This is a genomic window from Streptomyces sp. NBC_00259 (assembly GCF_036181745.1).
Lineage (GTDB): Bacteria > Actinomycetota > Actinomycetes > Streptomycetales > Streptomycetaceae > Streptomyces > Streptomyces pratisoli.
The window spans coordinates 567,692-580,719 of record NZ_CP108080.1; the positions used below are offsets into that span (position 1 = coordinate 567,692).

Consider the following 13,028-nt stretch of genomic DNA (forward strand, 5'->3'; position numbering starts at 1 on the left):
ACCCCGGCCTCGGCCGAGGGTCGCGAGCGGACCTCAGCCGAGGGTCGCGAGCGCCTGGTTGAGGGTCTTCGACGGACGCATGACCGCCGCCGCCTTGGTCACGTCGGGCTGGTAGTAGCCGCCGATGTCGACCGGCGAGCCCTGCACCGCGAGCAGCTCGTCGACGATCGTCTTCTCCTGCTCGGTCAGCGTCTCGGCCAGCGGCCCGAACGCCTCGGCGAGCTGGGCGTCGTCGGTCTGCTTCGCCAGCTCCTGCGCCCAGTACAGCGCCAGGTAGAAGTGGCTGCCGCGGTTGTCGATGCCGCCCACGCGGCGCGTCGGCGACTTGTCCTCGTTGAGGAAGGTGGCCGTCGCGCGGTCGAGCGTGTCGGCGAGGACCTGGGCGCGCGCGTTGCCCGTGGTCGTCGCGAGGTGCTCGAAGCTGGCCGCCAGCGCGAAGAACTCGCCGAGGCTGTCCCAGCGCAGGTAGTTCTCCTTGACGAGCTGCTGGACGTGCTTGGGCGCGGAGCCGCCGGCGCCGGTCTCGAACAGTCCGCCGCCGTTCATGAGCGGGACGACGGAGAGCATCTTGGCGCTGGTGCCCAGCTCCAGGATGGGGAACAGGTCCGTCAGGTAGTCACGCAGCACGTTGCCGGTGACGGAGATCGTGTTCTCACCGCGGCGGATGCGCTCCAGGGAGAAGCGGGTCGCCTCGACCGGCGACTTGATCTCGATCTGCAGACCCTCGGTGTCGTGCTCCCGCAGGTACTCCCTGACCTTGGCGATGAGCTTCGCGTCGTGGGCGCGCTCCTCGTCCAGCCAGAAGACGGCCGGGTCGCCGGTGGCGCGGGCACGGGTGACGGCGAGCTTGACCCAGTCGCGGATCGGCGCGTCCTTGGTCTGGCAGGCGCGGAAGATGTCGCCCGCGGAGACGGCCTGCTCCAGCACGGTGTTGCCGTCCTGGTCGACCAGGCGGACGGTGCCGGTGTGCTGGATCTCGAAGGTCTTGTCGTGGCTGCCGTACTCCTCGGCCTTCTGCGCCATGAGTCCGACGTTCGGCACCGAGCCCATCGTGGCGGGGTCGAAGGCGCCGTTGGCGCGGCAGTCGTCGAGGACGACCTGGTAGACGCCGGCGTAGCTGCTGTCGGGCAGCACGGCGAGGGTGTCGGCCTCCTGGCCGTCGGGGCCCCACATGTGGCCGGAGGTGCGGATCATGGCCGGCATGGAGGCGTCGACGATGACATCGCTCGGGACGTGCAGGTTGGTGATGCCGCGGTCGGAGTCGACCATGGCCAGCGCCGGGCCCTCGGCCAGCTCGGCCTCGAAGGACGCCTTGATCGCGGCGCCCTCGGGCAGGGACTCGGCGCCCTTGAGGATGCCGCCGAGGCCGTCGTTCGGGGTGAGGCCGGCCGCCGCGAAGGTCTCGCCGAACCGGGCGAAGGTCTTCGGGAAGAAGGCGCGGACCACGTGGCCGAAGACGATCGGGTCGGAGACCTTCATCATCGTGGCCTTCAGGTGGACCGAGAAGAGCACGTCCTCGGCCTTGGCCCGCGCGACCTGCTCGCTGAGGAACTCGCGCAGCACGGCGACGCGCATGACGGAGGCGTCCACGACCTCGCCGGCGAGCACGGGCACGGACTCACGCAGCACGGTGGTGGTGCCGTCGTCGCCGACCAGCTCGATGCGCAGGGCGCCGTCCTCGGCGATGACGGCGGACTTCTCGGTGGAACGGAAGTCGTCGGCCGTCATGTGCGCGACGTTGGTCTTCGAGTCGGCCGACCAGGCGCCCATGCGGTGCGGGTGCGTCTTGGCGTAGTTCTTGACCGACGCGGGGGCGCGGCGGTCGGAGTTGCCCTCACGCAGGACCGGGTTGACGGCGCTGCCCTTGACCTTGTCGTAGCGGGCGCGGATGTCGCGCTCCTCGTCGGTCCTGGGGTCGTCCGGGTAGTCCGGCAGCGCGTAGCCCTGCTGCTGCAGCTCGGCGATCGCGGCCTTCAGCTGCGGGATCGAGGCCGAGATGTTCGGCAGCTTGATGATGTTCGCGCCCGGCGTCTTCGCCAGCTCGCCGAGCTCGGCGAGCGCGTCGCCGATGCGCCGGTCCTCGTCCAGGTACTCGGGGAAGCCGGAGATGATCCGTCCCGCCAGGGAGATGTCACGGGTCTCCACGGCGACTCCGGCCGTCGAGGCGTACGCCTGGACCACCGGCAGGAACGAATACGTCGCCAGGGCCGGGGCCTCGTCAGTGTGGGTGTAGATGATGGTCGAGTCAGTCACCGGTGCTCCGCTCTCCACGTCTGCAACATTGCTCGACATCAAGATATCTCGGTACGGCTCCCCTCTCGACAGGGCCCTGCCCCTCGGGCCGTGACCGGCTCAGCGCAGGCGATCGGTGAGCGGCAGGGACTGCTCGGACCAGACGGTCTTGCCTTCACGGGTGTAGCGGCTGCCCCAGCGGTGCGAGAGCTGGGCGACGAGATACAGGCCGCGGCCGCCCTCCTCCGACGTCCGCGCCCGGCGCATCCTCGGCTGGGTGTTGCTGGGGTCGGACACCTCGCACGTCAGGACATCCGTACGAATGAGCCGGAGCCGTACGGGACCACCGGCGTAGCGGATGGCGTTGGTGACCAGCTCACTGGCGACGAGTTCGGTGGTGAACGCCAGCTCGTCGAGCTCCCACCGGGACAGCTGCTCCAGCACGAGATGGCGCGCCCGGCCGACGAGCGCCGGGTCGGCTTCGAGCTGCCAGGTCGCGGTGGCGTCGGGGGGCACGACCCTGGTACGGCCCAGCAGGAGCGTGACGTCGTCGCTGAGCCGGCCCGGCGGCAGATCGCTGACGATGTCGTGGCGGGCCTGCCGCAGCGGCCGCTCCAGCACCTCGGCGCGCACCAGGCGGTCGGCCAGGTCCCGCATGCCCTCGTCGATGTCGCCCTCTCCGCGTTCGATCAGGCCGTCGGTGTAGAGGGCGAGGACGCTGCCCGGGGCCAGATCGCGTTCCGTCGTCTCGAACGGCCAGCCCCCGACCCCGAGCGGCGGTCCGGGGCTCAGCTCGACGTACTCCACCGTGCCGTCGGGGCCGACCACCGCGGGCGGGGGATGCCCGGCGCTCGCCATGACGCACTGCTGGGCGACCGGGTCGTAGACGACGTACAGACAGGTGGCGCCGGCCGGGCCGGACGGCACGGGGATGTCCCCGTCGCCGCTCTCCGCCTCCCAGGTGTCCGCCTCGGCGGACACCTGGAGGACCAGGTCGTCCAGGTGCACCAGGAGTTCCTCGGGTTCCAGGTCGAGGTCGGCCAGGGCGCGTACGGCACTGCGCAGGCGCCCCATCATCGCGGTGGCGTGCAGACCGTGACCGGCCACGTCCCCGACGACCAGGGCGACACGGGCCGACGACAGCGGGATGACGTCGAACCAGTCGCCGCCCACACCGCTGTCGGAGTCGGCGGGCAGATACGCGCCGGCGGTCTCCATTGCGGGCCTCTCCGAGGTCGCCGGCGGAAGGAGACTGCGCTGGAGCCCCAGGGCCGTGCGGCGTTCCTTGGTGAACCGGCGGGCGTTGTCCACGGCGAGCGCGGAGCGGTTGGCGATCTCCTCCAGGAGGTCCAGGTCGTCCTCGTCCAGGGCCGGACGGCTTCCGGTACGCCACAGCAGGAGGCGGCCGAACATGGTGCCGCGTGCGTACAGCGGCGCGGCCATCGCCGAGTGCGCGCCGGGTACGGCGCCTGCCCAGTCCGGGGGCGCGCCGGACGCCGTCGTCGGGGCGTCCTGGTCGAGCCTGATCAGCACGCCCTGGCCGTCCCGCGCGGGGACGTCCGGGGCTGAGGTGCCCTGAGCGAGGGTGTCCGGGGCTGAGGGGTCCACGTCCGGGGCGGGGCGGGTAGGGACGTCCGCGACATGGGCGGTGCCCGTGCGCAGGGCGCCGGAATCCGCTCCGGCGACGGCCATCCTCAGCAGCACGAGCGTGTGCCGCCCGTCCGCCGGCGGTTCGCCACCGGTCAGCACGGTCTCCGCGAGATCCACGGCGGCGCAGTCCCCGAACGCCGGCGCGAGGAGGCCGGCCAGATCCTCCACGGTGCGCATCACGGAGAGGGACCCGCTCATCGCTTCGGTGGCGCGGTAGAGGAGCTCCAGCCGGCCACTGGCCCGCACGTGGTCGGTGACATCGGTGAAGACGGTCGCCACACCCATCGGACGTCCCTCGGATCCCTGGAGCCGGAAGGCCGAGAGGGACAGTTCACGGCCGCCCCGGGGGTCGTCCAGGGTGCGGGCGACGACGTTGAAGGCGATCAGCGGAGTCCCGCTGCGCAGGACTTCTCCGAGCCGCTCGTCGATGGCCCGGGCGTCCTCGGCGCGCAGGAAGTCGTCCAGGCGCCGGCCCGCCAGATCGACGGGCACACCGGTGAACGGCAGCAGGTGCGAGTTGGTCCGCTGCAGCCGCAGGCTCCCGTCGAACACGGCCAGACCCACCCTGCCCTGCAGGAACAGCTCCTGGGTGAAGGCGTGGTCCTGCCGCCACTTGGCGATCAGGTCGGCGGGAGCGCCGATCACGAGGCAGCGTGCCGCGCTCTCGCGCCGGCCGTCGTGCAGCGGAAGGACGCGGAAGCCGATCGCCAGGTCACGTCCCGAGCCGTGCCGGAGGGTGGCCTGCCCCTCCCAGCCCTCCCGCGTCCTGCGGGCCAGTACGGCTCCCCAGCTGCTCGCGTCCGCCAGCAGGTCCCGGACCGGGCGGCCGCACACGTCGGTGGAGCGCCGCTCCAGCAGCGCTTCCGCAGCCGGCGTCCAGGCCAGGATCGTCCCGGCGTCGTCCAGCAGGGCCGCGGCCGTGTTGGCGACGGCGAAGGGGTAGTCCTGATCGGTTTCCATGGCGCGCATGCGGGCTCGTCCGTCCACCGTTCCAGCCGGTCTCATGATGGTCCACGTCCCTCACCGGGGCCAGGGGCGCTACGCCGACCGGTGCGGGAGACGTCTGGCGAGCAGCACCGCCACGTCGTCCTGCGCCGCGGCGGGCAGCAGCCGACCGATGACCCGGTCACAGATCTCGTCGAGCGGACGGTCGAGGTGCGTCAGGGCCCGGGCGAGCTGGCGCATGCCCTCGTCGACGTCCCTGTCGCGGGCCTCGATCAGACCGTCCGTGTAGAGCACCAGCAGTGCCCCGGGGGCCAGCGTCACGCGCTCGGTCCGGAACTCCGCACCGCCCGCGCCCAGGGGCGTGCCGGGAGGGCCGTGGAGGAACACGACCTCTCGCCCGGCGACGACGGCCGGGGGCGGATGCCCGGCCCGGGCGATCAGACAGTCGCCGGACGCCGGATCGTGGACGGCGTAGACACAGGTCGCCATCTCGTTCTCGCCGAGGTCGGCCACCGCCGCGTCGAGGGAGCACAGCATCTCGGCCGGGGGGATGTGGTGCCGTGCGAGCGTGCGCACCGCTGTGCGCAGCTGCCCCATGACGGCTGCCGCGTGGATTCCGTGGCCCATGACATCGCCGATCACCAGCCCGGTCCGGCCGTCGGGCAGCGCGATGACGTCGAACCAGTCGCCGCCGACCTCGTGGTCACTGGCGGGGAGGTAGCACCCGTTGAGCTCCAGGCCGGTCACCGCGGGCAGCGTGCTGTTCGTCAGGCTGCGCTGGAGGGTCAGGGCCGCCTCCCGCTGGCTGGTGTACATGAGGGCGTTGTCGATGTTCAGCGCCGCCCTGGCGACCAGCTCGTCGATGAGTACCCGGTCCTGTTCGTCGAACGGTTCACGGCCGTGGGTGCGTGTCAGTACGACCCCGCCGAGGACCTTGCCGCGGGCGAGGAGCGGGATGAGCCGGGCGCAGGCGATGCGGTCGGCGAAGTACGTACGCAGCGGCTCGCCCTGCGGACCGGGAAACAGGGTGGGCAGATCGCTCAGATAGAGGTTCAGGGGGCGTCCCTCGGCGATGACCCGCTGGTACACCGAGCCGATCGGCACCTGGAAGGTCATGCCCACGCCCAGTTTCGCGGTGGGGGCGTCCGGGTCGGGGAACACGGCGGCCATCCGGCGCACCACGCCCTGGCTGGACGCGGCGGCCTCGTCGGGGCCGAGCACTTCCTCCAGCAGCTGTACGTCGGCCGAGTCGGCCACCCGTGGCACGAGCATCTCCACCACCTCCTCGGCGGTCTGCCGCAGGTCCAGCGTCGTCCCGATGCGCGCTCCGGCCTCGGCCAGCACGGCGAAGCGCTCCTGGGCCCGGTCGGCCCGGGAGCGGGCCTCCTCCTGGTCGCTGATGTCGATCAGGGAGGCGATCAGTCCCAGGCTCCGGCCGGAGCCGTCGAGGAGCGGGGCGAAGGAGCAGGACCACATGCGGTCGCGCCCGGGATCGGCCGGCGTACGACCGGTGCCCCGGACGTCCACCACCGCCTCACCGTGGTCCAGGACGTCGCGCATGAGTGCTTCGAGTGCCTCGACGCTGACCCCCGGGACGACCTCGGTGGGCCGCTTGCCGAGGTGGTGGGCGGCGGGGACGCCGTTCATGCGGGCGAGCGCGTCGTTGACCCGCAGATAGCGCAGATCGGGCCCGAGGATGGCGAGCCCGATGGGTGACTGGGTGAAGAGGCCCTCCAGGGCGGCCAGTGAGGACCGCATGCTCCGCACCGCGGAGGTCTCCATGGCGATGACCATGACCCCCATGTCCCCCTGCGGATCCACGGAGGGGCAGATCCACATCTCCATCGGGACGAAGTGTCCGTCGCGGTGTCGCACCGGGAGCGTCCCGACCACCGCCTCACCCGCCAGGACCCGCTGCTCGAGCTGCACGGCCAGGTCCCAGTTGGCCTCCGGCACCAGGGCCGGGACGACGTGCCGGCCCAGCAACTCCTCCGGTGTGTGGCCGAGCAGGTCCTGGGCCGCGAGCGACCACTCCACGAGACGCCCCTGCCCATCGGTCCGCCAGAGCGCGACGGGGAGCAGTTCACGGAGCACACCCGCGTACCCGACCGCCGTCAGCGGCTGGTCCGGCAGTTCGCTCGTCGGCTCCTGAGTGTCCACGCAACGGCCTAACGCATCACCGGTGCAGCGATCGGGTGTATTTACTAAGAAATCACCTTATCCAAGGCACTGGCGTGGGCAACAAGAGCCCAGGGGTCACCGGCTCAGGGGGCACCGGCCCGGCCCTGCCGCCCGCCGCGGCGGGCGGCAGTGGGCCGCGCCCCTCGGCGCCGTCCCGGAGCAGGCCCGAGCCGCTCGCCGGTCACACCTTCTCGAAGACCATGCGCAGCGCCGTGTAGCGCCGCTCGCGCAGGAACTTCAGAGCCGTGCGCTGCTCCCTGATGATGTCGGAAACCGCGTTCGCGCCGATGAGTTCGGCGCCCCGGACGCGGTTGGCCTGCGCCCGCTCCAGCCAGGCACCGACGGTCGCCAGGCCGTCCTCCGGGTCGCTGCGCACCTCCATGACGCTGAACAGTCCCCGGCCGGCCTCGGTCAGCTCGGCCCGCGTCGGAAGGAAGCACTGGGGGAACACCTTGCGGGAGGCGTGCATGCCCTCGCGAAGGTTGTTGAAGCCGTCGTGAATGTCCTTCAGGCCGAGCCGGTTTCTGGCGGCGCCCGGCTCGGCCTGCGCGGCCAGCACCCGCGGCGGCAATACGAGGGACGAGAGCCAGCCACTGCCGTTCCAGGCGTTGGCCTGCAACGAAACCCGTCCGCCCGGTCGCAACCAGGAATGGCAGCGCTCGAAGAATGTGCGATAGCGGGCAATGCGCTTGCTCCGCCACATGGTGGTGCCCGCGAAATGCTCGATCGCCTCGATGGCGATAATGGCGTCGTAGGAGGCGTCCGGTTCGTGGTCGAACCAGTTCTCGACGCGGATTTCGCAGTTCGGCCATCCCTTGTCGCGGATCCAGGCCGCCTGCCCCGGACTCATCGTGAGGCCCACGACATGGCCCACCTGGTGGTTCTCCACCAGTCGCTGCATGAGGCTGCCCCAGCCGCAACCGACGTCGAGCACCCGCTCGGCACCTGTGGCCCGGGCGGCTTCGGCATGGTGGTCGAGTTTGCGCAACTGGGCCGATTCGAGCGTGTCCCCGTCCTCCCACATCGCGTAGGAGTAGACGAGTTCCGGGCCGAGGGTCAGCCGGTAGAATTCGCCCAGGAAATCGTACTGATGGCGGATCGCCTCGGACGAGGTGCCCTTGTAGACGGAAGTTCTTTTCGACCCGATCAACACACTCACCTGCCTGCCGATTCGGTGCGCGAGGTCTGAATGAGCATTCAGAGCCGGCGCTCAGAAAGCGCGCGCTATCCGCTCATATTAGCTGCGGGCAACGAATCGGGCACGCTGAGTTCCGAGGGGCTGCGGAAGGAAACCCACTCGACATCCGCCGATGCGGCGGCGCCGCGGGAATCCCCGGGTGGTCGGCAGGGAACGTGCTGTGTGCGGCGCACTCCGCCGTGGTATTCGGCGACGCCACGACGGAGTGCCGCCCGTCCCCCGTTGCTCGGCCTGCCGGCTTGCCTAGGGCTGCCGGTCGCTCGTGCGCTCGCCCTGCGGGGTCTGCCGCCTCGTCCTGAGCACATCTCCCGCGCCACCACGGGCCCGTCGGCGTCCGGTCATGTCCGGCTCGGCATCCATGATCTCCTGATCCAGCTCTTCCTCTGCCTTGAGTACGGGCCTCCCGTGCTGCCTGGCTCGCTTCATGGCGACCTCCTTCACGACGACGTCCGAGGGTCTCCGCCGTGGCTACCCGGTCCTGGCTCTCCCACTCGTCCGAGCGGCCGCCGGACGGGACGCCCGTCGGCGGGCACACCTCACCACCATTGTCGCGGCTTCCCGGCCGGTCGGCGGCCCCGAGGCGCCGTCGGTACGCTTTTACGCAGCACACGGCAGGAGAGCGATGACGGCACTCCCGAGCTCCGGAACCACGTCCGCCTGGGTGGTCGAGCGGCCCGCGCCGATCGCCTCAGGACCGTTGCGGTACGTCGAGCGGGCGACTCCCGGCCCCGGCCCGTACGACGTGCTGCTGAGCGTCCGGGCGTGCGGGGTGTGCCGGACCGACCTGCACCTGGCCGAGGGCGATCTGACGCCCCGTGAGCCACGCCGCACTCCGGGGCATGAGGTGGTCGGCGAGGTGATCGCCGCCGGACCGTCCGTCGAGGGTGTCGGCGTCGGCGACCGGGTGGGAGCCGCCTGGCTGGCGGGCACCTGCGGGCAGTGCCGCTACTGCCGTACGGGACGGGAGAACCTGTGCCCCGCCTCCCGTTACACCGGCTGGGACATCCACGGGGGCTTCGCCACCCACACGGTCGTGGACGCCCGGTACGTCTACCGCCTCCCGGACGGCTGGGACGACGAGGACACCGCTCCCCTGCTGTGCGCCGGCATCATCGGATACCGCGCTCTCGAGCGGGCCGAGCTGCCGGCGGGCGGCCGGCTGGGCATCTACGGTTTCGGCGCCTCCGCGCATCTGACCGCCCAACTCGCCATCTCCAGAGGCGCCGAGGTCCACGTCGTGACCCGGTCACCGCAGGCGCGGCAGCTGGCCCTGGAGCTCGGTGCCGCGTCCGCAGGGGCCGGCGCGCCGCCCCGGCCCCTGGACTCCGCGATCCTGTTCGCGCCGGCCGGGAGCCTGGTGCCGACGGCTCTGGAGGCCCTGGACCGGGGCGGCACCCTGGCGATCGCCGGTATCCACCTGAGCGACATCCCCGCACTCGACTACGACCGGCATCTGTTCCAGGAACGTTCCGTGCGCAGCGTCACCGCCAACACCCGTGAGGACGGCCGCGCCTTCCTCGCCGAGGCGGCGCGGCTGCGTCCCACCGTGCGGGTGGTGCGCTACCCGATGCGGCGGGCGGACCAGGCGCTGGCCGACCTCGCGGCCGGGCGGGTCACCGGGGTGGCGGTCCTCCTCCCGGAGCGACCTCGCGGTAGCGACGGTTGCCGAAACGGCAAGAAGCATTGCGCCACGGCACCTCCGGCATCGGCCGCGCGGACCGCATAGCCACGTCTCCCCGGGCGGGGATCCGTCAGCCCGGGGGCAGCGACTGCTCCGTCCAGATGGCCTTGCCCTCCTTGCAGTAGCGCGTACCCCAGCGCACGACGAGCTGCGCGACGATGAACAGGCCGCGGCCGCCCTCGTCGTCGTCGGCGCTGTGGCGCAGATGGGGGGCGGTGTGCCCCGCGTCCGCGACCTCGCACACCAGTGTGCGGTCGTGGATGAGCCGCAGGTGCAGCGGCCCCTCCGCGTGTCGGACGGCATTGGTGACCAGTTCGCTGGCAATCAGCTCGGTGGTGAACACCAGCTCGTCCAGCCCCCATTCGGTCAGCCGGCCCGCGACCAGCTCCCGCGCCCTCCCGGCGGCGACCGGTTCCGCCGGCAGGTGCCAGGCCGCGACCCTGCGGTCGTCGAGCTCCCGGGTGCGGACCAGCAGGAGAGCCGTGTCATCGGTGGTGGTGCCGCCCGGAAGCAGTTCGGAGACGACCCGGTCGCACAGGTCCTCCAGGGAATCCGTTCCCTCGCTGAGCACCCTGCCGAGCGTTTCCAGCCCTTTGTCGATGTCCCGGTCCCTGGCCTCGACCAGACCGTCGGTGAACAGGGCGAGCAGACTGCCCGCCGGCAGTTCGACGTCCAGGCACTCGAAGGGCAGCCCGCCCAGTCCCAGGGGTGGGCCGGCCGGCAGGTCGGGGAAGCTGACGCGACCGCCGGGTTCCACGACCGCCGGCGGCAGATGGCCCGCGCGGGCCATGGTGCAGCGCCGTGACACGGGATCGTAGACCGCGTAGAGGCAGGTGGCCCCGGCGGCGACGTCGTCGTCACCGGCGAGTGTGCCGAGGGCGTCCGCGTTGTCCTGCGCCGACTGCCCCACGAGGTCGTCGAGCAGCCTGAGGAGCTCGTCGGGCGGAATGTCCATGGGTGCGAGCGCCCGTACGGTCGTTCGCAGCCGCCCCATGGTGGCCGCCGCGTGCAGTCCGTGGCCCACCACGTCGCCGACGACGAGCCCGACGCGCGTTCCGGACAGCGGGATGACGTCGAACCAGTCGCCGCCGACACCGCTCAGATCGTCCGTGGGCAGATAGCGATGGGCCACCTCGACGGCCGAGTTCGAGGGCAGATGCTGCGGCAGGAGCTGCCGCTGGAGAGCCAGCGACGCGGAGCGTTCGCGGGTGTAGCGGCGGGCGTTGTCGATGGACACCGCGGCCCGTGCGACGAGCTCGTCCGCCACCGCGACCGCGTCGCGGCCGAAGATGCCGGTCCCGCCGCCACCGGGGCCCCGCACGAAGGTGACGATGCCCAGCGCGCCTCCCCCGGCGCGCAGCGGCACGACCAGGGTGTCGTCCTCCAGCACCAGCCCGCCCGAGGCGAGGCTGCGGTGCTGCGGCGAGCCGTACGGGTAGGTCACCGGTCCGGTCGCCCCGCTCGGCGCCCCCGGGGTGTGCGAGGTGTCGAGGAGGGCGGACGACCGGGAGGACGCGCGGATCAGTTCCGGGGCCTCCGGGCCCGTGACGTCCGGCAGCTCACCCTCCAGCACGGCCGGAGCGAGGTCGACCTGGACGAGGTCGGCGAACTCCGGCACCGCCACGTCCGCCAGCTCCTCGGCGGTGACGATCACATCCAGCGTGGATCCGACGCGGCGGCCGGCCTCGACCAGCAGATTCACCTGACGCTGCGCCTCGTAGCGGTCGGAGATGTCGAAGGCGTCCTCGCACACCCCGAAGACATGTCCGTCGGTGTCCTCCAGCCGGTAGTACGAACACGACCACAGGTGGACCTTCCCGGGGTCGCTGGGCTGCTCCCCGCGGAAGTGCAGATCGAGGAACGGCTCCCCGGTCTCGATGACCTGGCGCATGACCTCGTGGAGGGTCTCCGGATAGCCCGGTGTGACGAATCTGCCCCGGGGGTACAGGTCCTCGGCGAGCCTGCCCCGGACGTCCTCCAGGGGCAGCCCGAGTTCCACCTCGGAGGCGGCGTTGCACCACACGAGACGGAACGCCGTGTCGTATATGGCGAAGCCCAGGGGCGACTGGGTCGCCAGCCCCTGCAGCATCGCCAGCCGGGACTCCCAGTCCCTGAGCCGCTCGCGGTCGGCCGCCACGAGAACCTGCGCGGCCGGTCCCTCTCCGGAGAGCCGGCAGACGGCCGTGACCAGGTACAGACGGTGACCGTCGCGGTGGACGGCGAGGTGCAGATCGTGTTCGGGGAGGGGCACGATCGGCGGTTCCCCGCCGGCTCCGGCAGCGATCAGGCCGGCAGGCCAGACCTCGGCCGCGGGTGCCGCGACGGACGACAGGAACGCACCGACGGGCCGGCCGATCACCTCGTCCGGCGGGTAGCCGAGGAGCTCCTGCGCCGCAGGACTCCAGCCGATGACGACGTCCTGGCCGTCGAGTACGAACGTGGCCGCGCTCATGACATCGAGCGGGCCACGGAAATCGGCGTCCTCGGAAGCCTTCCTCACCTTGCTCATGGCGCCTCACCGGCCGCTTGGTCAGGTCCAGAATCCGCCCGGGGCTGACCCTGCGCAACCGATCGGACCTCCTGTGCGCGCGGCCCCGCCGTCTCCTGGCAGTACCGCCGTACCGCTCACAGCCCCGGTTGAATACACATCCAGGATGCAAGTTTGATAGCGTGCGGCTGTGCGATTGACGAAGTTCAGCGATCTGGCACTGCGCGCGGTCATGCGCCTGGCGGTCACGGGAGACGGCGAGTCCCTGACGACCCGCGAGGTGGCCGAGGCGATGAACGTGCCGTACACACACATGGCCAAGGCCGTGGCGCGACTGCAGCACCTCGGCGTCCTCGAGGCCCGGCGCGGACGTGGCGGCGGCCTGGAGCTGACCGGCCTCGGCCGCGGGGCCTCGGTCGGCTGGCTGCTGCGCGAGCTGGAGGGCGAGGAGGAGGTCGTGACCTGCGAAGGCGACGCCCCCTGCCCACTGCGCGGCGCCTGCCGGCTCCGCGGCGCCCTGCGCACGGCCCAGGAGGCGTTCTACAGCTCCCTGGACCCGCTGACCGTGGCCGACGTCGTGGACTCGCCCACCGGACCGGTACTGCTGACGCTCACCGGCCGCGGCGCCGCCTGACACCGCACCCCCGACCCGG

At 71.6% G+C, this 13,028-nt stretch carries 8 protein-coding genes; 2 read left to right on the forward strand and 6 right to left on the reverse strand.

Annotation, left to right across the window (positions count from 1 at the left end; genetic code table 11):
• Positions 1–33: 33 nt before the first annotated feature.
• The 5 genes from OG766_RS02535 to OG766_RS02555 all read right to left on the reverse strand — a co-directional run bounded on the left by OG766_RS02535 (position 34) and on the right by OG766_RS02555 (position 8,632).
• Positions 34–2,253, reverse strand: coding sequence for an NADP-dependent isocitrate dehydrogenase (locus tag OG766_RS02535; protein ID WP_266376900.1), 2,220 nt, complete (start codon positions 2,251–2,253; stop codon positions 34–36).
• Between the two features lie 99 nt (positions 2,254–2,352).
• Complete coding sequence (locus OG766_RS02540; protein ID WP_328724446.1) at positions 2,353–4,851, reverse strand: ATP-binding SpoIIE family protein phosphatase; 2,499 nt, start codon at positions 4,849–4,851, stop codon at positions 2,353–2,355.
• 69 nt (positions 4,852–4,920) lie between these two features.
• Positions 4,921–6,987 carry a SpoIIE family protein phosphatase gene (locus OG766_RS02545; RefSeq protein WP_328724447.1) on the reverse strand — a complete coding sequence of 689 codons (2,067 nt, stop codon included), beginning with the start codon at positions 6,985–6,987 and terminating at the stop codon, positions 4,921–4,923.
• A gap of 202 nt (positions 6,988–7,189) precedes the next feature.
• Entirely contained in the window at positions 7,190–8,167 is a 978-nt protein-coding gene (locus OG766_RS02550; RefSeq protein ID WP_266376893.1) for an SAM-dependent methyltransferase, read from the reverse strand.
• Positions 8,168–8,449: 282 nt separating this feature from the next.
• Complete coding sequence (locus OG766_RS02555) at positions 8,450–8,632, reverse strand: hypothetical protein (RefSeq protein WP_266376889.1); 183 nt, start codon at positions 8,630–8,632, stop codon at positions 8,450–8,452.
• 196 nt (positions 8,633–8,828) lie between these two features.
• On the opposite strand from OG766_RS02555, the gene OG766_RS02560 reads away from it, so the two are divergent.
• Positions 8,829–9,932, forward strand: coding sequence for a zinc-binding alcohol dehydrogenase family protein (locus tag OG766_RS02560; protein ID WP_328724448.1), 1,104 nt, complete (start codon positions 8,829–8,831; stop codon positions 9,930–9,932).
• A 25-nt stretch (positions 9,933–9,957) separates the two neighbouring features.
• Here the strand turns inward: OG766_RS02560 and OG766_RS02565 are convergent, their stop codons facing one another.
• Positions 9,958–12,396 carry a SpoIIE family protein phosphatase gene (locus OG766_RS02565; RefSeq protein ID WP_266376883.1) on the reverse strand — a complete coding sequence of 813 codons (2,439 nt, stop codon included), beginning with the start codon at positions 12,394–12,396 and terminating at the stop codon, positions 9,958–9,960.
• Between the two features lie 169 nt (positions 12,397–12,565).
• On the opposite strand from OG766_RS02565, the gene OG766_RS02570 reads away from it, so the two are divergent.
• Entirely contained in the window at positions 12,566–13,009 is a 444-nt protein-coding gene (locus OG766_RS02570) for an RrF2 family transcriptional regulator (protein WP_266376880.1), read from the forward strand.
• Positions 13,010–13,028 lie beyond the last annotated feature (19 nt).

Bases quoted from the DNA above. Each gene is read 5' to 3' on its own strand.
- OG766_RS02540 (WP_328724446.1), bottom strand. From the start codon at position 4,851: ATGCGCGCCATGGAAACCGATCAGGACTACCCCTTCGCCGTCGCCAAC.
- OG766_RS02555 (WP_266376889.1), bottom strand. From the start codon at position 8,632: ATGAAGCGAGCCAGGCAGCACGGGAGGCCCGTACTCAAGGCAGAGGAA.
- OG766_RS02560 (WP_328724448.1), top strand. From the start codon at position 8,829: ATGACGGCACTCCCGAGCTCCGGAACCACGTCCGCCTGGGTGGTCGAG.
- OG766_RS02565 (WP_266376883.1), bottom strand. From the start codon at position 12,396: ATGAGCAAGGTGAGGAAGGCTTCCGAGGACGCCGATTTCCGTGGCCCG.